Source organism: Neisseria montereyensis (assembly GCF_024834045.1).
Taxonomy (GTDB): Bacteria; Pseudomonadota; Gammaproteobacteria; order Burkholderiales; family Neisseriaceae; genus Neisseria; species Neisseria montereyensis.
This window is the reverse complement of record NZ_JANUXW010000004.1, coordinates 127,662-149,522: the sequence shown is the minus strand read 5'-3', so window position 1 is coordinate 149,522 and position 21,861 is coordinate 127,662. Positions and strand designations below refer to the sequence as shown.

General features: G+C 47.4%; 22 protein-coding genes. 15 read left to right on the top strand and 7 right to left on the bottom strand.

The window, feature by feature from the left end:
- A partial coding sequence (locus tag NXS09_RS10815) for an IS3 family transposase (protein ID WP_353617865.1) occupies positions 1-87 on the top strand: 87 nt, incomplete at its 5' end.
- A gap of 85 nt (positions 88-172) precedes the next feature.
- On the opposite strand, the gene gltX is transcribed toward NXS09_RS10815, so the two are convergent.
- Entirely contained in the window at positions 173-1,567 is a 1,395-nt protein-coding gene (gene gltX / locus NXS09_RS06670) for a glutamate--tRNA ligase (protein WP_259291771.1), read from the bottom strand.
- Between the two features lie 1,195 nt (positions 1,568-2,762).
- Between gltX and lysS the strand changes: the two genes are divergently transcribed.
- From lysS to NXS09_RS06650, 4 genes are all read left to right on the top strand, one after another.
- Entirely contained in the window at positions 2,763-4,280 is a 1,518-nt protein-coding gene (lysS, locus tag NXS09_RS06665; RefSeq protein ID WP_259291770.1) for a lysine--tRNA ligase, read from the top strand.
- 358 nt (positions 4,281-4,638) lie between these two features.
- Positions 4,639-4,893, top strand: a complete 255-nt coding sequence (locus NXS09_RS06660) for a hypothetical protein (RefSeq protein ID WP_259291769.1) — start codon at positions 4,639-4,641, stop codon at positions 4,891-4,893.
- Positions 4,894-5,496: 603 nt separating this feature from the next.
- Positions 5,497-5,751, top strand: coding sequence for a hypothetical protein (locus NXS09_RS06655; RefSeq protein ID WP_259291768.1), 255 nt, complete (start codon positions 5,497-5,499; stop codon positions 5,749-5,751).
- Between the two features lie 229 nt (positions 5,752-5,980).
- Positions 5,981-6,235 (top strand): hypothetical protein, encoded by a 255-nt coding sequence (locus tag NXS09_RS06650; RefSeq protein ID WP_259291767.1) that lies wholly within the window; start codon positions 5,981-5,983, stop codon positions 6,233-6,235.
- 142 nt (positions 6,236-6,377) lie between these two features.
- Here NXS09_RS06650 and NXS09_RS06645 read toward each other — a convergent pair whose 3' ends face one another.
- From NXS09_RS06645 to minC, 4 genes are read right to left on the bottom strand one after another with little or no spacing between them, the layout of a single operon-like run.
- Positions 6,378-7,307 (bottom strand): hydrogen peroxide-inducible genes activator, encoded by a 930-nt coding sequence (locus NXS09_RS06645; protein ID WP_259291766.1) that lies wholly within the window; start codon positions 7,305-7,307, stop codon positions 6,378-6,380.
- Positions 7,304-7,573 (bottom strand): cell division topological specificity factor MinE, encoded by a 270-nt coding sequence (gene minE, locus NXS09_RS06640; RefSeq protein WP_259291765.1) that lies wholly within the window; start codon positions 7,571-7,573, stop codon positions 7,304-7,306. Before minE ends, NXS09_RS06645 begins: the two co-directional genes overlap by 4 nt.
- Positions 7,574-7,576: 3 nt before the next feature.
- On the bottom strand, positions 7,577-8,389 hold the full coding sequence (gene minD, locus NXS09_RS06635; protein ID WP_259291764.1) for a septum site-determining protein MinD: 813 nt from the start codon (positions 8,387-8,389) through the stop codon (positions 7,577-7,579).
- Positions 8,390-8,419: 30 nt separating this feature from the next.
- Positions 8,420-9,130: a septum site-determining protein MinC gene (gene minC, locus NXS09_RS06630; RefSeq protein WP_259291763.1), complete on the bottom strand. Its 711-nt coding sequence runs from the start codon at positions 9,128-9,130 to the stop codon at positions 8,420-8,422.
- 83 nt (positions 9,131-9,213) lie between these two features.
- Between minC and NXS09_RS06625 the strand changes: the two genes are divergently transcribed.
- Entirely contained in the window at positions 9,214-10,086 is an 873-nt protein-coding gene (locus NXS09_RS06625) for a Rossmann-like and DUF2520 domain-containing protein (RefSeq protein ID WP_259291762.1), read from the top strand.
- Here the strand turns inward: NXS09_RS06625 and dxs are convergent.
- The gene (gene dxs / locus NXS09_RS06620) at positions 10,083-11,993 is read right to left on the bottom strand and encodes a 1-deoxy-D-xylulose-5-phosphate synthase (protein WP_259291761.1); all 1,911 of its coding nucleotides are present in this window, start codon (positions 11,991-11,993) and stop codon (positions 10,083-10,085) included. The genes NXS09_RS06625 and dxs overlap by 4 nt on opposite strands.
- Positions 11,994-12,284: 291 nt before the next feature.
- On the opposite strand from dxs, the gene NXS09_RS06615 reads away from it, so the two are divergent.
- From NXS09_RS06615 to waaA, 7 genes are all read left to right on the top strand, one after another.
- The gene (locus tag NXS09_RS06615) at positions 12,285-12,770 is read left to right on the top strand and encodes an MliC family protein (protein ID WP_259291760.1); all 486 of its coding nucleotides are present in this window, start codon (positions 12,285-12,287) and stop codon (positions 12,768-12,770) included.
- A 258-nt stretch (positions 12,771-13,028) separates the two neighbouring features.
- The gene (gene prmA, locus NXS09_RS06610; protein WP_259291759.1) at positions 13,029-13,916 is read left to right on the top strand and encodes a 50S ribosomal protein L11 methyltransferase; all 888 of its coding nucleotides are present in this window, start codon (positions 13,029-13,031) and stop codon (positions 13,914-13,916) included.
- A gap of 39 nt (positions 13,917-13,955) precedes the next feature.
- A complete protein-coding gene (gene ruvC / locus NXS09_RS06605) occupies positions 13,956-14,495 on the top strand; it encodes a crossover junction endodeoxyribonuclease RuvC (protein WP_259291758.1) in 540 nt (179 codons plus the stop codon).
- 127 nt (positions 14,496-14,622) lie between these two features.
- The gene (locus NXS09_RS06600) at positions 14,623-15,492 is read left to right on the top strand and encodes a lipid A biosynthesis lauroyl acyltransferase (protein ID WP_259291757.1); all 870 of its coding nucleotides are present in this window, start codon (positions 14,623-14,625) and stop codon (positions 15,490-15,492) included.
- Between the two features lie 218 nt (positions 15,493-15,710).
- Entirely contained in the window at positions 15,711-17,603 is a 1,893-nt protein-coding gene (mnmG, locus tag NXS09_RS06595; protein WP_259291756.1) for a tRNA uridine-5-carboxymethylaminomethyl(34) synthesis enzyme MnmG, read from the top strand.
- A 134-nt stretch (positions 17,604-17,737) separates the two neighbouring features.
- On the top strand, positions 17,738-18,340 hold the full coding sequence (locus NXS09_RS06590) for a 5-formyltetrahydrofolate cyclo-ligase (RefSeq protein WP_259291755.1): 603 nt from the start codon (positions 17,738-17,740) through the stop codon (positions 18,338-18,340).
- Between the two features lie 149 nt (positions 18,341-18,489).
- Positions 18,490-19,758, top strand: coding sequence for a lipid IV(A) 3-deoxy-D-manno-octulosonic acid transferase (gene waaA, locus NXS09_RS06585; RefSeq protein ID WP_259291754.1), 1,269 nt, complete (start codon positions 18,490-18,492; stop codon positions 19,756-19,758).
- A gap of 91 nt (positions 19,759-19,849) precedes the next feature.
- Here waaA and NXS09_RS06580 read toward each other — a convergent pair whose 3' ends face one another.
- A complete protein-coding gene (locus NXS09_RS06580) occupies positions 19,850-20,056 on the bottom strand; it encodes a YMGG-like glycine zipper-containing protein (RefSeq protein ID WP_259291753.1) in 207 nt (68 codons plus the stop codon).
- A 195-nt stretch (positions 20,057-20,251) separates the two neighbouring features.
- Between NXS09_RS06580 and NXS09_RS06575 the strand changes: the two genes are divergently transcribed.
- Together NXS09_RS06575 and NXS09_RS06570 are read left to right on the top strand one after the other, a co-directional pair.
- Complete coding sequence (locus NXS09_RS06575; protein WP_259291752.1) at positions 20,252-20,698, top strand: CopD family copper resistance protein; 447 nt, start codon at positions 20,252-20,254, stop codon at positions 20,696-20,698.
- 108 nt (positions 20,699-20,806) lie between these two features.
- Positions 20,807-21,778 carry a TerC family protein gene (locus tag NXS09_RS06570; RefSeq protein WP_259291751.1) on the top strand — a complete coding sequence of 324 codons (972 nt, stop codon included), beginning with the start codon at positions 20,807-20,809 and terminating at the stop codon, positions 21,776-21,778.
- Positions 21,779-21,861: the final 83 nt, after the last annotated feature.

The following is a 21,861-nucleotide window of genomic DNA, read 5'->3' as shown; positions in this document are numbered from 1 at the left end:
CGGTACTACAATCATGACAGATGTAGTTTGAAATTGAAAAAGCTGAGTCCCGTAGCATACAGAACCCAGCTCGAAAAGGCAGCCTGAAAAGGCTTTTATGTTTGTCCAAGATTTGGGGGTCAGATCACATATTCAGACGGCCTTTTCTAACAACAATCGGCAAAAATAATGCTTAATTGCGGATTCTGTTTAAAACTTCTTCTTTGCCAATCAATGCCAATACGGCATCGATGCTGGGCGTTTTGGCCGTGCCACATACGGCCAACCGCAACGGCATACCGAGTTTGCCCATTTTAATGCCTTCTTCTTCGCAGAAAGGTTTGAATAACTCGTGAATGGCTTCGGTATTCCAGTCGTTCAAGGCTTCCAGTTTATCGGCAAAGCGCAACATCCGCGCCTGAGTGTCTTCATCCCAATGTTTTTGCATATCGGCTTCGCTAGGCGTGCCTTTTTGGTAGAAATAAATGCACTCGTCGGCCAAAGTGTTTAAATCTTGGGCACGATCTTTCACCAAGTCCAATACATCTTCCAGCAAGGGCTTCTCGGTTTCTTCCACACCGCGAACCGCCAAACGGGGGCGAACCAGCTCCGCCAATTCGTTATTGGGTGTCGCTTTAATGTGCTCGCCGTTAATCCAATACAGTTTTTTCATATCCATACGGCTGGGGGATGGAGAAACGTCTTTTAAATCAAACCATTCGACAAATTGCTTCATGGTGAAGAATTCATCGTCGCCGTGTGCCCAACCCAAGCGCGCCAGATAGTTCAACATTGCTTGCGGCAAAATGCCCATTTGGCCGAAATCGGTAATGGCTACGGTATCGCCGCTGCGTTTGGATATTTTTTTACCTTGTTCGTTTAGAATCATCGGCAGATGGGCATATTCGGGCAGTTTGGTGCCCATTGCTTTTAAGATATTGATTTGCTTCGGCGTATTGTTGACATGATCATCACCGCGAATCACATGGGTTACACCCATATCATAATCGTCAACCACCACGCAGAAGTTATAAGTGGGCGTACCGTCGGCACGCGCGATAATCAAATCATCTAAGGCTGAATTGGGAATGCTGATTTCGCCTTTTACCAAGTCATACCAAGTGGTTGTGCCTTCAATAGGCGTTTTAAAGCGGATAACGGGCTCGACATCGGCAGGAATCGGCGGAAGGGTTTTACCGGGCTCCGGCCGCCAGCGGCGGTCGTAAGTGGCGGTACCGTTTTTTTCAGCCTGTTCGCGCATGGCTTCCAGCTCTTCTTTGCTGCAATAGCAGTGATAAGCCTGCCCTTGCTGTAAAAGCTCGTTCAGCACTTCTTTATAGCGCTCGAAACGGCGGGTTTGATAAATCACATTATCGGCATTGTCGTAATCCAAACCGACCCACCGCATGCCGTCTAAAATAATATTGACGGATTCGGCAGTGGAACGTTCTAAATCGGTATCTTCGATACGCAGCAGGAATTCACCTTTGTGTTTTCTGGCAAACGCCCAAGAGAACAGCGCAGTGCGGACGCCGCCGATATGTAGGTAGCCGGTGGGGCTGGGGGCAAAACGGGTGCGGATAGTCATGGAAATGCTCCGATAATACTGAAAGTTGTTATTGTATAGAGGGGCGGTGAAATATGCCATAGCTAAACGCGGCAGGATTTTTTAATAACTATCATGGCTTTCATCAGCTATCCGGAACCTGATAATCAGATTAGTCGCTTAATGAGGAATGGTTTTCAAAATAAGCCGCCACTTTTTCATTGTTTTGAATAAAGCGGTCGATTATTTCGGGGTCATCCAAAATTCTAAAATAGATTAATCTTTTCGATTGGTGATGCCGATAGCTACAGTAATTGCCACTGTATTACCTGTAATAGATAAGAGAACTTTGGGGCTAATTCTTAGCATCTGTAATTTAAGGCTGCTACCCTAGTTTATTGTCCCCGTAAGGTCTACAAACGATACAACGCTATTGAATTGAATTCGGTTCCGCTGGCCCATATTTAAACCTCTTTTAATCGAAGAATAAGGAAATGAATAATAATACTCCAAATAGCATTCCCGATATTCTATAAAATTTCTTTTTTCTTAAAATATAATTAATTGATTTATCATCTGATTTAAAATTATCCTCTCTTTTAAATTTCTCTTCTTTATACCAGTAGAAATGAAATATCAACACAGAATAGAACATTAAAAGCCAAAAAAATGGTACTAGCAGCCTTATAGATGTTGGAAAGTCAGTCATAGTTATCAATAAAAATATAATTGCTAGCAGAAATACAAAAAATAGAAAATAAAAAACATAATCAAAGTATTTATACTTATTCATAGACATTATTAAATTACCTATAATTTGGTTAGAGTAGTAACTGTATTCATAAGGTTTGTGAGCGATACAGTATTGGATTAAAAAAATGACATTATTTTATATTTTTTCTTTCCTGTTTAACAATATGAATATTACATATTGAGCTGTTTTTCAGACGGTATGCTGAATTAATATAAATAGCCTATGCGGATAAATTTCTTCCCTAATAATAAATAAAATAACACAATTGAATATTTCATAGGCATGTATTGTGATTAACGGTATTTTTTTAATTGTTGTTTCACTTGCTTTGTTGCAGTTTATGAATGCTTATTTCCTTGCTTTTTAAGTTTTCAGACGGCCTTTGCCCGAATAGATAAAAAGACAGAAAAGGCGTACAATAACGCCCCAAATATTCAACTATTCGGGCAGTATCAAACCGCCTGATTTTTTTTGGAAAATAATATGAGTGAACAGCCTTCTACCCCCGAACAAAACGAACCGCAATTGGATGAAAACCAAATCATTGCCCTGCGTCGTGAAAAATTGAATGAAATCCGTAAAAACGGCATTGCTTTCCCTAATCAGTATCGGCGCGATGCGTTTGCCGGTGATTTGCAGGAGCGCTACGGCAATCTGGAAAAAGCCGAGTTAGACCCGCAAGCCATCCCGGTTAAAGTGGCCGGCCGCATGATGTTGAAGCGGGCGATGGGTAAGGCCAGTTTTGCTACCATTCAGGATATGAGCGGCCAGATTCAGGTTTATGTGAATAATCAGGGTGTGGGTGAAGACGTTCATAATGTGTTCAAACATTGGGATTTGGGCGATATTATCGGCATTGAAGGCACATTGTTTAAAACCAATCATGGCGAATTAACCGTGCGCGCAAGCAAGCTGCATCTGTTAACCAAATCTTTGCGCCCCCTGCCCGATAAGCATAAAGGCCTGACCGATCAAGAGCAGAAATACCGTCAGCGTTATGCCGATTTGATTACCAATCAAGATTCGCGCGATGTGTTTATCAAGCGCAGTAAAATCATTCAGGCCGTGCGTAATTACATGGTCGGCGAGCGTTATCTGGAAGTGGAAACGCCGATGATGCACCCGATTCCGGGCGGTGCTACGGCTAAGCCGTTTATTACCCATCATAATGCGCTGGATATTCCGCTTTATTTGCGCATTGCACCGGAATTGTATTTGAAACGTTTGGTCGTCGGCGGTTTGGAACGCGTGTTTGAAATCAATCGCAGTTTCCGTAATGAGGGCATGAGTACCCGCCATAACCCCGAATTCACGATGATGGAATTCTATGAGGCGTTTTCAACCTACGAGCGTATGATGGAAATGACCGAAGGCGTTATCCGCAATGCGGCGTTGGAAGTGTGCGGAACGGCCAAATTAAGCTACAACGGCAGAGAAGTGGATTTGGAAAGCCCGTTTGAACGGCTAACGATTCTTGAAGCGATTAAAAAATACAATCCGCAATATACCGACGAACAGCTCAATGATGAAGCATGGTTGAAACAGGAAATTGTGAAACACGGTGAGAAAATTCCGCCGTCGCCCGGTATCGGCAGCCTGCAATTGGCATTGTTTGAAGGTTGTGCCGAAGGCCAATTGTGGAACCCGACCTTTATTGTGGATTATCCGGTTGAAGTTTCCCCGCTGGCGCGTGCATCCGACACCAAGCCCGGCCTAACCGACCGTTTCGAGCTGTTTATCGTCGGCCGCGAGCTGGCAAACGGCTATTCGGAGTTAAACGACCCTGAAGATCAGGCCGCCCGCTTTAAAGCGCAAGTCGCCCAGAAAGATGCAGGCGATGATGAGGCAATGCACTATGATGCCGACTATATCCGCGCTATGGAATACGGGTTGCCGCCGACAGGGGGCAGCGGTATCGGTTTGGATCGCTTGGTGATGTTGCTAACCGATGCACAATCTATCCGCGATGTGATTCTATTTCCGCAAATGCGTCCGGAATAATACCTTTAAATTGATTTAATGGATAAAGTGAAGCCGTCTGAAAGTTTTCAGACGGCTTTTTATTTGGGATTTAATAAGTAGTTTTATATTGCGGGCGTCTCTATTGATATGATGGGGTATATACAGATTGGTTTTATCGATAGTGAAAAATATGGCCGTCTGAAAAATAGCAGTTTCCGGTTTTATATGGGTTATCAATATTTAATAGTTTCTTATTAAGAAACGAATATTCAATAAAATCGCTATTTATAAACCATTAGTTATTTCATACAATACACACATCAACAAAACAGGCAGCCGATAAAAAACATTGCCTGATATTTAAAACCCAATAAAAATACACATGAGGACAATGATCATGAAAAAAACAATCTTTACTTTCGCCGCTTTAGCTACTCTTGTTACTTCTTTCGCTTCTGCCAAAGGCGCCCATATGCCGGCATATAACCATGCCAACGATTCAGGCTCGATTGCCGGTTTAGAGCAAGTTTCACATAACGGTCCGGTAGTGGTTACTAAAGATGATGATATGGTTAGATTTGTTTTTCCCGGTAGCACTAGTGAAAAAGAAATTACTGGTTATGAATACTTAGGCCGTACTGAAGCTCGTTAATTGATACTGCATTAAAAGAAGGCAGGCCGTCTGAAAGTTTCAGACGGCCTGTTTTTATATTGTTTATACCTAATAATGCATTGTTTAATAAAAATAAATCAAGAAGTATCAGGCTGAACTAGATAAGTAAAAGGAAGCTAGGCCGGGCTGCCCCCCTCGGCACACGCTCTCGCACACCGTTTCCGGTAGGCTGCGATAGGCAGATTCATCGCTTTTCTAGCTTCCTTATGTGGGGATAATAACATAATTGATGTGAAAAAATATTTTTGCCGTGCAAATTAATTTTAGGCGCGGCGGGTATTCTAAATGGCTGGCTGGGGCTTAAATACCGTGTAACGGTAGGCCGTTGATTGATATCGAGGGCTTGCGCGAAAGCATTATCAAGTTAGCCGATAATAATACTGCCTTGCTGATGCCAATATAGAGTTAATGATTTTATACCTGAGCAATATAGTTTCCAATTAAGAAACGAATGTTAAATGAAATCGGTATTTATCAATGAAGTGGGATTTCATAAAATACACACATCAACAAAACAGGCAACCGATAAAAAACATTGCCTGATATTAAACCTAATAAAAAATACACATGAGGATAATCATCATGAAAAAAACAATCTTTACTTTCGCCGCTTTAGCTACTCTTGTTACTTCTTTTGCATCTGCCAAAGGCGCCCACATGCCGGCATATAACCATGCTAATGATTCAGGCTCGATTGCCGGTTTAGAACAAGTTTCACATAACGGTCCGGTAGTGGTTACTAAAGATGATGATATGGTTAGATTTGTTTTCCCCGGTAGCACCGATACTAAAGAAATCAGTGGTTATGAATATTTAGGCCGTACCGAACCACGTTAATCCGGTACAGTATGAAAAAGCAAACAGGCCGTCTGAAAATCAGACGGCCTTTTATATTGCTGTTTTAATAGCAACTTAAGATTTCTTATTAAGAAACGAATATTCAATAAAATTGCTATTTATCAATTATTGGTTGTTTTATACAATACACACATCAACAAAGCAAACGGCAGTTTACAAATTGCCGAATATTAAAACCCAATAAAAAATACACCAGAGGACAATTATCATGAAAAAAACAATGCTTACTTTCGCCGCTTTAGCTACTTTTGCCGCTTCTTTTGCATCTGCCAAAGGTGCACACATGCCGGCATATAACCATGCCAATGATTCAGGCTCGATTGCCGGTTTAGAACAAGTTCCACACAACGGTCCGGTAGTGGTTACTAAAGACGATGATGTGGTTAGATTTGTTTATCCCGGCAACACCGATACCAAAGAAATTGCTGGTTATGAATATTTAGGCCGTACCGAACCGCGTTAATCCGGTACAGTGTAAAAAGCAAGCAGGCCGTCTGAAAGATATTTCAGACGGCCTGTTCATATTTGTGTTATATCATTAAAAAAACCGTATTCCAAAAGCAATACGGTTTTTGAGTTTATCTTGTAAACAGTTGTTTCCGCTGTTAGGCGGCCTTTTCATCAATAAAGGTTACACCGTTTAATTGGGAGGTGAGTATGGCCTGACGCAGGGCAGCTAATGCTTTGGGGCGTACGAAATTGCGACGGTATGCCAATACGACGCGGCGGTGCGGTGCTTCCCCCTCAAAGGGAATAATGCTGAATAGCATATGATCGTTTTCGGTTAATGCCGTAGCTGGTAATACACTGATGCTCAACCCGCTGGCAACCATGTGGCGGATGGTATTGATAGAGCTGCCTTGCAAGGTATTGGTCAGTCCTTGTATTTTTTGGCGTGAAGCCAATTCGGAGCAGCTAGCCAACACCTGATCGCGCATACAGTTTCCCTCGGTGAGTAACAATACCTGTTCTTGAGCCAACATTTCGGGGGTTATCGTATCCAGTTCTTCGAAATGGTGTCCTTTCGGCACAATCACAAAGAACGGCTCATCATATAAAGGTTCGGTAACAATGCCGGGCTCTTGATAAGGCTCGGCTACGATAATGGCATCTAAGTCGCCCCGTTTCAGTGATTCGGTGAGAATCTGCGTGTAGTTCTCATCCAACATCAGAGGCATATTGGGTGCGGTTTCACGCAAGGAAAGAATCAGTTTGGGCAGCAGATAGGGAGCAACGGTGAAAATCAAGCCGAGCTTGAGTGCGCCTTCCAACTCATTTTGCTCTTCGCTGGCAAGGTGCTTAATCATATCGGCTTCTTCCAACACCCTGCGGGCCTGGGCAACAATGCGCTCACCCGCTTCGGTGGTGATAATATCGTTGCTGCTCCGGTCAAACAGCGATACGGCCAGCTCTTCTTCCAATTTTTTGATGGCAATCGAAAGTGTGGGCTGGCTGACGAAGCAGCGGCGGGCGGCGCGTCCGAAATGCCGCTCCTGTGCTACTGCGACAATGTAACGCAATTCTGTTAAAGTCATGCTTCTTCAGCCTTTTTTTGCTCCGGCAGGGTTATATTCAATTCGAGCACATCCATGCCGTTTTGTTTTTCTTGGGAAATACGGATATCTTCCAAAGATACATGAACGTATTTGGACAATACTTCCATCAGTTCTTTTTGCAGGGTTGGCAGATAATCGGGCGCCTGTTCTTTGGCACGCTCTTGCGCAATAATAATTTGCAGGCGGTCACGAGCGACGGCGGCCGTCTTGTTTTTTTTGCCAAACAATAAATCAATCAATGACATTGTTTAACCTCCGAATAAGCGTTTGAAGAAGCCTTTTTTCTCGGCTTCGAGGAAACGCATTTCTCGGTTTTCCCCCAATAATCTTGCCACAACGTCTTTATAAGCTTCTGCCGCAACAACGTCGTTTTGATGGATAACCGGTGCGCCTGAGTTAGATGCCTGTAATACGTTTTGCGATTCCGGAATCACGCCGATTAACGGGATGCGCAAAATATCACAAATATCTTGAACGGAAAGCATTTCGCCTTTTTCTACCCGTTCGGGTGAGTAGCGGGTAATCAGCAGGTGTTCTTTAACGGTTTCGCCTTGTTCGGCTCTACGGCTTTTGCTTTGCAGAATGCCCAAAATACGGTCCGAGTCGCGTACGCTGGAAACTTCCGGATTGGTGGTGATAATGGCTTCATCGGCAAAATAAAGTGCCATCAACGCACCTTGTTCGATACCGGCCGGAGAATCGCAGATAATGTATTCGAAACTCATATCATCGGCGAGTTCTTTTAATACTTTTTCCACACCTTCGCGGTTTAAAGCGTCTTTATCGCGGGTTTGCGAAGCGGGGAGGATGTATAGGTTGTCGGAATGTTTGTCTTTAATCAGTGCCTGAGTCAGCGAAGCTTCGCCTTGGATAACGTTGATTAAGTCGTAAACCACACGGCGTTCGCACCCCATAATCAGGTCGAGGTTACGCAAACCCACGTCGAAGTCGATAACGGCGGTTTTATGGCCGCGCAATGCCAAACCGGAGGCGATGCTGGCGCTGGTAGTGGTTTTGCCTACGCCGCCTTTACCTGAAGTTACTACAATGATTTTTGCCACGATGTTTCCTTTATTGAGCAATCAAAACAATTATTCTTCGTCTATGGCACTAATGACCAGACGGTTCTCTTGGAGCGATACCTGCACGGGCTTTTTATGGAGGTGCGCCGGCAGGCTTTGTTCGAAATTACGGTATATTCCCGCCACCGATACCAATTCGGCCTGCATGGAATGGATAAAAATTCTGGCATCACGGTTGCCGGTGGCGCCGGCCAGTGCACGGCCGCGCATGGCGCCGTATACATGGATATTGCCGTCGGCAATAATTTCCGCACCTTCGTTTACGATGCCGGTAACGATTAAATCGGCATTTTCGGCATAGACTTGCTGGCCGGTTCGAATCGGGGTGCTGATTAATACGGTCGGTTTGCTGATAACGGTTGCCTGAACCTGTTCGGATGAAGCCGGTGCGGCTTTGGCCGGCGGTTCGGAAATTTTACTGTCGTTACGGCTGAAGGTCAGATGATAGGCTTGGGCGTGTGCCGCCCATGCTTCATTTTGATGACGCAGGCCGATGATTTGCAGGCCGTAGCGGGCAAATAGCGACACAATGCCGGGAATATTCAATTCGCCGGGACTGTTGAATTCCTGTACATCCAATAAAAACAGCATACTGCCAAGTTCTTTATGTTGGCTGACACGCTGTTGTAAAAAATCTTCCAATTCCCCTAAGTCCGCAGTATGTAACTGTACGGAAAGCACATCAAGACGTGCTGATTTTACTTCGAAAGCTGTTTTCATTTTAAAGGCAGTCATAAAAAAATTTAATGGGGCTAAGTTTACCGTGTTAACCTTAGCTATTCAATCCGTTAGGGCCGTCTGAAATGAAAAAAAGCTTCCATATTATCGGTATGGGCCGTGTCGGGCAGACTTTTGCCGCCGTTTTGCCGAAAAGCGGCAGATGGAAATTAGCTGCTGCGGTTTCCCGAAAAAACAATCCCGGCGTTTTGGCAGACTGTTTGGCCGATAAGATAGTTCCCCGTATCCAAGACCTACCCCCGGCAGATGCCATATTAATCGCTACGCCTGATAATATATTGAAAAATATAGCCGAACAGCTGGCACAACTGCCTTGGCTGGCTAAAGAAACTTTAGTAATACATTTCAGCGGAGCAAAAACAATATGCGTATTAGATGAAGTTGTCAAATGCGGTGCGACAGTCGGCAGTTTACACCCTGTTTTCGCATTTGCCGATGTAGAAAAATCTATACGGGAATTGGCGGGGAATTTGTGCGCTTTAGAAGCGGCGGATGCCGGTGCGATGGCAAAACTGCATGATTTGGCCGCCGCCGCCGAATTGCGGGCATTTGAAATTTCTTCGCAACAAAAAGCCCGTTATCATGCGGCTTTATCCGTGGCATCTAATTTTTCGGTTACGCTGGCGGCGTTTGCCCAAGATTTGTTGGCGCCGCTACATTTTTCAGACGAATTGGCGAGAGAGTTGGTATCCGGCCTGATGCGGCAGAGTGTTGACCATCTTGCCGAGCTGCCGCCTTTATCGGCGTTAACCGGCCCTATCGTGCGGGGGGATGATTCGACGGTGACCGCACATGTGTCGGTGATGGATGAAGCCGAGCGGCAGAAATACCGTATTTGGGCGGCGGCCACATTAGATTTAGCCCGCTCTCGTTTGGATAGCGGGCAAATCAAGGCATTAGAAAAAGTTTTGAATATTTCAGACGGCTGTATGAATTAAATTTGAGCTTGCCAGTTTTGAAGCTGCCGTAATACGCCTTCGGTGCTTAAACCTAAATCATCAATCAGTTTTTTAGGGTCGCCGTGTTCGGTAACCGTATCGGCCACGCCTAATAATAGGATCGGTTTACAGATATTGTGTTTGGACAATACTTCCAATACTGCGCTGCCCGCACCGCCTTGCACGGTATTTTCTTCAATGGTGACCAGATAATCGTGTGACTCTGCCAAACTGCAGATTAAGGCTTCGTCTAAAGGTTTCACAAAGCGCATATCGGCTACGGTGGCATCCAATGTTTCCGCCGCTTCAAGTGCGGTTTGAACCATGCTGCCGAAAGCGATAAATGCGGTTTTGCGGCCTTCGCGTTTGATTAGCCCTTTGCCGACTGGTACGATATTCAGGCCGTCTGAAACATCGGCACCGATGCCTGCACCGCGCGGATAGCGCACCGCAGCCGGGCCGTCGATTTGATAACAGGTCGATAGCAGCAGCCGGCATTCGTTTTCATCGCTCGGTGCGGCAATTACCATATTCGGTATGCAGCGTAAAAAACTTAAATCATACAAACCGGCATGGGTAGGGCCGTCGGCGCCGACAATACCGGCACGGTCGATGGCAAATAAAACCGGTAGGTTTTGCAGGGCAATATCATGAATCAGTTGGTCGTAGCCGCGTTGTAGAAAGGTAGAGTAGATGGCGACAACGGGCTTGGCACCGCAACAGGCCAAGCCGCCGGCAAAGGTAACGGCGTGTTGTTCGGCAATGCCGACATCGAAATAACGTTCTGGGAACTGTTTTTCATATTCCACCAAGCCGCTGCCTTCCCGCATGGCGGGGGTAATGGCGATTAAGCGGCTGTCGGCGGCTGCCTGATCGCACAACCATTGGCCGAAAATTTGCGTATAAGTGGGTTTGGCGGCCGGTTTCGGCGTGCTTGGCACGGTTTCTTTGTTGTCTTGTGCGAGTGTTGAAACGGCATGGTATTTAACCGGATCATTTTCGGCCAGTTTGTAGCCTTGTCCTTTTTTGGTAATCACATGCAGGATTTGCGGGCCTTTTTTCTGACGTAAATCCTGAAGCACTTCCACCAGATTATCGACATTATGGCCGTCGACCGGGCCGGTATAGTGAAAGCCGAAGTTTTCAAACAGCGATAAAGATTGTTTGACATGCTCCGCTTCGCCGGCGATGGTTTTGATTTTGTTTTCGACTTTTTGGGCAATGCCCAAAGGTGCAGTGCCTAGAGCACCGGGCAATTTATCGAATACTTTGGTAGATTGGGCTTTAATGGTGCTCAATAGGCCGTGCATATCGCGCACCACATTGCGGGCGAGGTATTTGGGCAGGGCGCCGACATTGGGCGAAATCGACATTTCGTTGTCGTTGAGAATCACGAGCAGATCAATATCCATATCGCCCGCGCAATTTAGGGCTTCGAATGCTTGGCCGGCTGTCATGGCGCCGTCGCCGATAATGGCCACGCTGCGCTTGCCGTTTCCTGCCAGTTTGTCGGCTACCGCCATGCCGAGTGCCGCACCAATCGAAGTAGATGAATGCCCAACCCCGAAGGCGTCGTATTCGGATTCGCTGCGTTTGGGAAACCCGGCCAAACCGCCGTATTTACGCATGGTGTTCATACGGTCTTTACGGCCGGTTAGGATTTTATGCGGATAGCTTTGATGGCCTACATCCCAAACCAAATGGTCTTCCGGCGTGTCGTAGACATAATGCAGCGCCACTGTTAGCTCGACCGCACCGAGATTGCTGGCAAAATGACCGCCCGTTTGCCCGACCGATTCCAATAAAAATGCACGCAATTCCTCTGCTACTTGCGGCAGTTGTTTGGCATCGAGATTGCGTAAATCTTCCGGTAGACTAAGGGTGTCGAGTAAAGAGGTTTGGCTCATGGTTTGGTCTTTATTTTGGCTGGATAACGGCGTATAGCGTGTCATTATAGCAAGAGATTGTATAGCGGGGTATGTACGGGCCGTCTGAACGCATACGCTTGTCTATAAATCAAAGCGATTGTGAATATTCTATACTGTGCTTCGATATTCTATATTAGAATAATCACGTTATGGCACGGGCGTTTGAGCTTTCGGATTAAAGCCCCATCATAACAAGATAAAGCCGTTAGATAAGCCGGCTTGATTCTTATCCGTTTATTCTTATCATAATTTTCTTTTCGGAAATCGATTATGAAACTGTTTAAATTATGTTTGCCTTTTATGTTGCTGCCCGTGTTGGCGGCGTGTAGTCAAGAACAAGCGGCTGCGCCTGCGGAAACCGAATCTGCCGCCGCTACTTCTGCCGTAGAAACATCATCAGATACCGCGCCTGCCGCGCTCGGTAAATTGGCTGCGGAAAAAGATGCGGATTGGCACTCTTTCCAGTGTAGCGACGGCAATACCTTGGATGCCCGTTATTATATGGAAAATAATGGTGCGGTTGCGGAAGTGCGTTTTGATAACGAAACCCTCAAGCTCAACCATGATGCCGAAGCCAGCAATGCCGATACGATTGCATTTGGCAACGGCACTTACACTTGGCGCGTAGACAACCAAGGCAGCGATGATTTATATGCCGAAGGCAACGGCTTTTTAACGCGTACCGAAAAACAAGAAGTCGCCAGCGAAATGATTGATGTTGATGACATTGTGATGAGAAACTGCATGCCTTTGTAAGCATTAGTCGTTTCTATTGAAGGCCGTCTGAAACCTTTCAGACGGCCTCATTATATGAATAACGGCAAAGCGTTTCTTAACGTATCTTATTCAAGATATATGGTTTTTCAGTTTGACCTGTTGCCTTTTTTTGTTAGAATCGCGCAACAAACCGCTTCGGTTTCGGCTGCCTTCAATTAAGTATGGGTTGCCGGTTGTTTTTGTTTTTCCAATCACCGGCCGTTTTGTTTTCAGACGGCCTCAGAAAGAATATCCGCCATGTCTTACCAACAAATCACGATTGCCGTTAAAGATAATGTTGCCGAACGCCTTGCCGATGCGCTGATGGAACACGGTGCGCTTTCCGCCGCCATTGAAGACGCCTATGCGGGAACGGCCAACGAACAGGCCATTTTCGGCGAGCCGGGGATGCCGGCCGAGCAAATCTGGCAGCAGAGCAAAGTGATTGCGTTGTTTGACGAATCCGCCGATGTTGCCCCCGCTGTAACCGCTGCCGCCGAAGATTGCGGTATCGCCGTTCCAGAATATGAAACGGAATTATTGGCCGAGCAAGATTGGGTTCGGCTGACTCAGGCGCAGTTTGACCCGATTCAGATTTCCGAACGTTTATGGATTACCCCGTCATGGCATGAAGCGCCTGATGAAAATGCCGTTAACCTGCAATTAGACCCCGGTTTGGCATTCGGTACCGGCAGCCATCCCACCACCCGTTTGTGTTTACAGTGGCTGGACAACAACCTCAAAGGCGGCGAATCCGTTTTGGATTACGGTTGCGGTTCGGGCATTCTCGCCATTGCCGCCCTGAAACTGGGTGCCGGCAGTGCCACCGGTGTGGATATCGACGAACAGGCCATTCGTGCCAGCAACAGCAATGCTGCGCAAAACAATGTATCGGCCACCTTTCTGTTGCCCGATGCTTTGCCGCCGCATCAGTTTGACGTTGTGGTTGCCAATATTTTGGCCAATCCTTTGCGCATGCTCGGTAGTTTGTTGGCCGAACGCACCAAACAGGGTGGGCGGATTGTGTTATCCGGTATTTTGGACGAGCAGGTCGAAGAAATGAGCGGTATTTACAATGAATGGTTTGAACTTGCGCCCGTGCAAACCGATGAAGGTTGGGCGTGTTTGAGTGGTACCCGGCGTTAAGCGTCGGTTTAGGCCGTCTGAAACCAAAAGACCGTGCAAATGAATAAAACGATCCGTATTTTAGGTATCGACCCCGGCAGCCGTGTTACCGGCTTCGGGGTGATTGATGTGCGTGGCCGCGAGCATTTTTATGTGGCTTCGGGTTGTATTAAAACCCCGCCGGCTGCGCCGTTGGCAGAACGTATTGCCGTGATTGTGAAACATATTGATGAAATTATCCGGCACTACCAACCGCATCAGGCGGCAGTGGAACAAGTATTCGTGAATGTGAATCCCGCCTCCACGCTGATGCTCGGGCAGGCGCGCGGGGCGGCTATTGCCGCTTTGGTGATGCATCAATTGCCCGTATTCGAATATACCGCGCTTCAGGTGAAGCAGGCGGTAGTCGGCAAGGGGAAGGCGGCCAAAGAGCAGGTTCAACACATGGTGGTACAAATGCTGTCGCTATCGGGTACACCGCAAGCCGATGCTGCCGACGGCTTGGCCGTTGCGCTAACCCATGCTTTGCGTAACCACAGCTTGGGGGCACAACTCCAACAAGGGGCTTTGCAAGTAAAACGCGGGCGCTTCCAGCGTTGATAAAGTCTGTTTTAGCCAAACTTTTTTAAGATAGAGGAATCAGATTGAATAGATAGGGAATGATTCGATTTTCAAGCACAAACAAACAGCAGAAATGCTGCCACAACCATGAAATATAAATAATGATATGAAATTTGCTTTTTTTATTCTTTACCTGATTCAATTACTACCTTTCGGTATGATTCAAAAATTGGCCGATTTTATCGGTATTCTGATGTACTATACTGTTTCGTCTCGGCGTAAAATCGGTGAAACCAACCTGCGCAAATGCTTTCCCGATTGGCGTGAAGAACAACGCCGCACTTTATTGAAACGACACTTTCAGCACATGGCCAAACTGATGCTCGAATACGGCGTGTATTGGTATAGCTCTGCGGAAAAGCTGCGTGAAAAAGTACATTATCGCGATAAACATTATTTGGATGATGCACTGGCGGCCGGAGAAAAAGTGATTTTACTTTATCCGCACTTTACCGCGTTTGAAATGGCGGTTTATACGCTGAATCAGGATGTGCCGCTCACCAGTATGTATTCGCATCAAAAAAACAAAGCCTTAGACAAACAAATCCTTAAAGGCCGCCACCGTTACAATAATGTTTTTTTGATTGGCCGCACCGAAGGCTTGCGCGCGATTATCAAACAGATGAGAAAAAGCGATGCCCCGTTTCTGTATCTGCCCGATCAGGATTTCGGCCGCAACGATTCGATTTTTGTGAATTTTTTCGGTATCCCCACCGCCACCATTGCCGGATTAAGCCGTATCGCTGCGATGACTAAAGCCCGTGTGATTCCCGCTATTCCGACCCGTGAAGATGATGGTACCGTTACCCTGCGTTTTTATCCGGCGTGGGAAAACTTTCCGACCAATGATTCCGAAGCCGATACCCAACGCATGAACGACTTTATTGAAGCGCGTATCCGCGAACATCCCGAGCAATATTTCTGGCTACATAAACGTTTCAAAACCCGCCCCGAAGGCGAAGAAAGTTTTTATTAAGATTTCAGACGGCCTGTATCATAGCGAACAGGCCGTCTGAAATATAGACACTCTTTTATATCAACATAGCATATTGATATAAACATTTTATTAAAATAATCAAGCAGAACGTATCAGCCAGCCGATAGCGCTAAGGCCGTCTGAAAAATATCAAACCAGTTTCAGACGGCCTCAAAAGGGCGTACAATTCTGCTCATTTTTAAAGCACAGTCAAGATAATGATTTACCCTAAAACTTATGATGTCATTGTGGTCGGCGGCGGACACGCCGGAACCGAAGCCGCACTGGCCGCCGCCCGCATGGGCGCACAAACCCTATTGGTGACCCACAATATCGAAACCCTCGGCCAAATGTCGTGCAACCCCTCTATCGGCGGTATCGGCAAAGGCCACTTGGTGCGCGAAGTCGATGCGCTCGGCGGCGCGATGGCGCTGGCTACCGATAAAGCCGGTATTCAGTTTCGCCGATTAAACGCCAGCAAAGGTGCCGCCGTACGCGCCACCCGTGCGCAGGCCGACCGCATTCTTTATAAAGCCGCTATCCGCGATATGCTGGAAAACCAGCCCAATCTCGATATTTTCCAACAGGCCGTTGAAGATATTACCTTGGAAGGTGAACACGTTAGCGGTGTGAAAACCGCTATGGGCGTGGAATTTAAAGCCCGCGCCGTGGTGTTGACCGCCGGCACCTTTTTAGCAGGCAAAATCCATATCGGCTTGGAAAACTATCCCGGCGGACGGGCAGGCGATCCGGCCGCACAAGGCTTGTCAGGCCGTCTGAAAGAGCTCAAGTTGCCGCAAAGCCGCTTGAAAACCGGCACGCCGCCGCGTATCGACGGGCGCACCATTGATTTTTCACAACTCACCGAACAGCCCGGCGACAATCCCGTGCCGGTATTTTCCGTGCGCGGCAATACCGCCATGCATCCGCATCAGGTATCGTGCTGGATTACCCATACCAACAGCCGCACCCACGATATTATCCGTTCCGGTTTCGACCGCAGCCCGATGTTCACCGGCAAAATCGAAGGCGTCGGCCCGCGCTACTGCCCCTCGATTGAAGACAAAATCAACCGTTTTGCCGATAAAGACAGCCATCAGATTTTTCTTGAGCCGGAAGGTTTAAATACCAACGAATATTATCCGAACGGCATTTCTACCAGCCTGCCGTTTGATATTCAAATCGAACTCGTCCGCTCGATGAAAGGCTTGGAAAACGCCCATATCCTGCGCCCCGGCTATGCCATCGAATACGATTATTTCGACCCGCGCAACCTGAAAGCCAGCTTGGAAACCAAAACCATTGCCGGCCTGTTTTTCGCCGGCCAGATAAATGGCACTACCGGCTACGAAGAAGCCGCCGCACAAGGCCTGTTGGCCGGAGCCAATGCCGTGCAATATGTGCGCGAGCAAGACCCGCTGCTGTTGCGCCGCGAGCAGGCTTATTTGGGCGTATTGGTGGACGACCTCATTACCAAAGGCGTAAACGAACCCTACCGCATGTTTACCAGCCGCGCCGAATACCGCCTGCAACTGCGCGAAGACAACGCCGACATGCGCCTCACCGAAGCAGGCTATAAAATCGGCTTGGTGAGCGAAGCCCAATGGCAGGCATTCGAGCAAAAACGCGAACAAATCGAGCGCGAAATCCAACGCCTGAAAACCACATGGTACACCCCGGCCAAACTGTCCGAGAGTGATCAAGTCCGCGTATTCGGCCAAAAACTCAGCCGCGAAGCCAATTTGCACGACCTACTGCGCCGCCCCAATATCGACTACGCCGCCCTGATGACCCTGCCCGGCGCCCAACCCGAAACCGAGCTTAGCCCGCAAGTGTTGGAGCAGGTAGAAATTCAGGTGAAATACCAAGGCTATATCGACCGCCAAAACGAAGAAATCGAAGGCCGCCGCGATTTAGAAAGCCTGAAACTGCCGGCCGATATCGATTACAGCAAAGTGAAAGGCCTATCGGCGGAAGTGCAGCAAAAACTCAACCAAAACCGCCCCGAAACCGTAGGACAGGCCAGCCGTATTTCCGGCATTACCCCGGCTGCCGTTACCCTATTGATGGTGCATTTGAAACGCGGGTTTAAAGATGCCAAACAAGCTTGATGTTTAACAATAGGCCGGCTGAAAATTTTTTCAGACGGCCTGATATATGCGTTATCGTTTCCAGTCGGTTGAGTATTAGGTTTGTACCGACTTGTGTCATGGCAATATGTTTGATTAGAAAGGCCGTCTGAAATATGTCGCTGGCTCAAGAGAAATCGGATTTACGCCGCCACTTCCGCCGTGCGCGGCAGCAGTTGGATAAGCATGAACGCATCCGTGCAACCCGTGCGGCAGGCCGTGCGCTCAAGCGTTATATCCGCAGGGGGCGGCGTATCGGTATTTATTGGCCGATTGGCAGCGAATTGCGCTTAGACGGGTTTATTCAGACGGCCTTGCAGCGCGGGGCGAAACTGTATCTGCCCTATATTGAGAAAAATACCTTGCGCCTGTGGTTTACGCCTTATCGGGCGGATACCCGGCACGCGGAACGGCGGCGCGGCAAGTCGGCTTTGTATATTCCCCAATTTTCAGGTAAAAAAATCCGTGCCCATCATTTGGATGTTTTGCTAGTGCCGCTGGTGGGTATCGACAAACAGGGTTTCCGGCTTGGTCAGGGCGGCGGTTATTATGATGTGTCGCTGGCGGCATTGCGCGGCAGGCTGCAACCGCATACTGTCGGCGTGGGCTTTGCATGCCAGCTGTGCGAGCAACTGCCTCATGAAGCGCATGATAGGCAATTGGATGCGTTTGTATGCGAACAAGGCATCATGCGTTTTCAGACGGCCGCTCAAAAATAGCAAGATTCAAACGATTGGGCACGGTTGCGTTACAATACCTTATTCGGTTTGCGGTTCGGTTTTGAGATGATTTGGTTGGCCGCATAAATATTTTATACCGCCTACGGTTGTGTGCCGTGTTTTGGGTGGTCGGACTTTATAGTTATTTTATGAATACACGTTGGTTTTATACGCAACTTTGGCATATCGCTCCGTTTTTTATCCGCCGCTATTTAAGAAAGCGCGGTGAAAAAGCGCCGGCTTATCTGGAACATTGGCCGGAGCGTTTCGGCGGGGTGTTTCCTAATCCGGTGCAGCAGCCGATTTGGGTACATGCTGTTTCGGTGGGGGAAACCCGTGCGGCGCAGCCGTTAATCCGTGAATTACGGTACCATTTTCCTGATGCGCCGTTATTGATGACGCAAATGACGCCAACGGGCCGTGCCACGGCCGAGATGCTGTATCCCGATGCACAATGCCGCTATTTGCCTTATGACAAGCCGGAGTGGATTCGGCAGTTTTTAAACGAACACCGCCCCCGTTTCGGGGTATTGATGGAAACGGAAATCTGGCCGAATTTAATGCACGGTTGCGCCGAAGCGGGTGTGCCTTTGTTTTTGGCCAATGCACGTTTATCGGAAAAATCGCAGAATGGTTATCTGAAAGTGCGCAAACTGGTAGAGCCTGCCATGCAGACTTTATGCGGCTGCTATGCGCAAACGGCGGCCGATGCCGAGCGGTTGCATTTAATCGGTGCGTCGAATGTGCATGTTTGCGGCAACAGTAAATACGACATTACGCCGACCGAAACCATGCACGAACGGGCGGCGCAGTTTAAAGAACGTATCGGCAGCCGTCCGGTGGTGGTTTGCGGCAGCACGCGCGACTATAAGGGTGTGAATGAAGCGCAATTATTGTTAAAGGCTTGGCAGACTTATCAGGGCGATGCGTTATTGGTGATTGTGCCGCGCCATCCCGAAAGTTTTCAGACGGCCTATGATGCGGCTGCCGCTTTGGGGTTTAAAGTACAAAAGCGTAGTGATGATGCACCGGTTGCCGCTGAAACGCAGGTTTGGATTGGCGACAGCATGGGCGAGTTAACCGCATATTATCTGGCGGCCGATGTGGCTTTTGTCGGCGGTAGTTTGGTAGATGCCGGTTGTCAAAATGTTATCGAACCGGTGGCCTGCGGCGTGCCGACTTTATTCGGCCCCTCTACTTATAATTTTGCCGATGCCTGTAAAGGTGCGGTGGAAGCAGGGGCGGCCAAGCAGATTTTCAGTGCCCAAGAGTGGCAGCATATGACGGCACATTGGTTGGCTAATCCGCAAAACAGGGGGCAATATGTCGAACATGCGGCGCAGTTTGTGGAAAAGCACCGTGGAGCCAGTAAGCGTATGACCGACCGTATGGTAGAGAATTTGTCTGTCGGTTGTTGATGGGATAACGTGAAGTGGTTTTAAAAGGCCGTCTGAACAACCCGATTAGGGTTTTATTCAGACGGCCTTTGTGTTATTGCCTAAACGGATCTTATCGGTTGATTTGGCTGCCGACTACACCGCCCAATGCGGCACCGCCCAAGGTAGAACCGGTATCGCCGCCGATCAGGTTGCCGGCCACACCGCCGATAACGGCACCGGTAGCTGCGTTACGTTGGGTACGGGACATGCTTTCGCAAGCAGTCAGTGAACCGGCAACAGCCAGCAGAGCGATAGCTTTAACGATAGTAGATTTCATAATATCCTCCTAAAAGAAAGAACAAATGTTAGTATAAAGGAAGTGTGCTTGTGTTCATAACTTTTTGTGAGTTGTGAGTGTTAACCAAGCGTCTGCCCGTATCGGCATAGTTCAGTATGGCATATCGGGCGGATAATGGTATATTGTACGGTGTAAAGAGTATTAAAACTGCGAAAGAGTTTGAAAGCATATTTTATGAGCGTTTATTCTGTTGCACATATCATACATCTTTTCTGCGCGATTGCTTTTGTAGGCGGGGTATTTTTTGAGGCGCTGGTGTTGTCGGCGGTTCATAGCAAGCAGGTATCGCGGGAAGCGCGGCGCGAAGTGGAAAAGGCGGTTGCCCGCCGTGCAGTGCGGGTGATGCCTTGGATTGTGGGCGGGGTGTTTTTATCCGGCTTAACGATGGCGCACCGCTATACGGCTATTTTGGCTCATCCGTTTGCCGCTTCTTTCAATACCCAGCTTTTTTTGAAAATATTATTGGCGTTTAGTGTGTTGGTACATTTTTTGATTGCCGTCACCAAAATGCGGCGCGAAACGCTCACGGTGGCTTGGTCCAAATATATTCATCGGGCGGTATTAGTGCATATGATATTGATTGTATTGCTGGCAAAAACAATGTTTTATGTAACATGGTAATACGGGCTGGTTTTCAGACGGCCTGATATTATCCTTTGTCGGGTTTATCGGTATCGGTTGTGCTAGAATAACCGGCTTTGATGATTATTGCGTTATTTTAGGAATTTTATGGTTGAGCATCCCTCGGTTGGGACACCCTTGTTTTACGGGGTGTTTTTTATTGCCGTTTTCATTATGATTATTATCGACATGCTGTCTTTGAAGAAGACGGGTGTGCATAAGGTTAGCGTGAAAGAGGCATTGGCATGGTCTTTGGTATGGATTACCGTATCATGCCTTTTTGGCGGTTGGCTGTATTTCGAGCTGGCAGGCAATCCGCTCTACGGGCATGTGGTGGCCAAGCAGAAAGTATTGGAATTCTTTACCGGCTATGTATTGGAAAAATCATTGGCGGTTGACAATATTTTTGTGTTTTTGATGATTTTTTCTTATTTTAAAGTTCAGCCCAAATATCAGCACCGGGTTTTGCTTTACGGGGTATTCGGTGCCATTGTGCTCAGGATGCTGATGATTTTTATCGGCGCGGTGCTGGTGGAAAAATTCGAGGCGATTCTTTATGTATTCGGCGCATTTTTGCTCTACACCGGCGTGAAGATGCTTCGCGAAGGTGATGACGATGATGAAGAAGATTTATCTCAAAACAAAATGCTCAATTGGATTAAACGGCATGTTCCGGTGAGTCGCAATTTTCATGGTGAGAAATTCTTCACCGTTGAAAACGGTAAGTATATTGCTACGCCGATGTTGTTGGTTTTGATGATGGTGGAGGTGAGCGATATTATTTTTGCGGTAGACAGTATTCCGGCGGTTTTTGCGGTTACCACCGATCCCTTTATCGTATTAACCTCTAATATTTTTGCCATTCTCGGCTTGCGGGCGATGTATTTTCTTTTGGCCGATATTGCCGACCGCTTTATTTATTTGAAATACGGGTTGGCTTTTGTATTGAGCTTTATCGGCATTAAGATGTTGATTACCCCTTGGGTACATATTCCGATTGCCTTATCGTTGGCAATTGTGTTTGGTGCGTTGGTCGTGTCTGTTGTGGTTTCGCTAATGCATAATCGCCGTTTGCCATAAAGTAAAAATAACAAGCATGTATTAAAAAACGGGTAGATGTGTAGGCATCTGCCCGTTTTTTAATGGTGATGAAATCAGGCCGT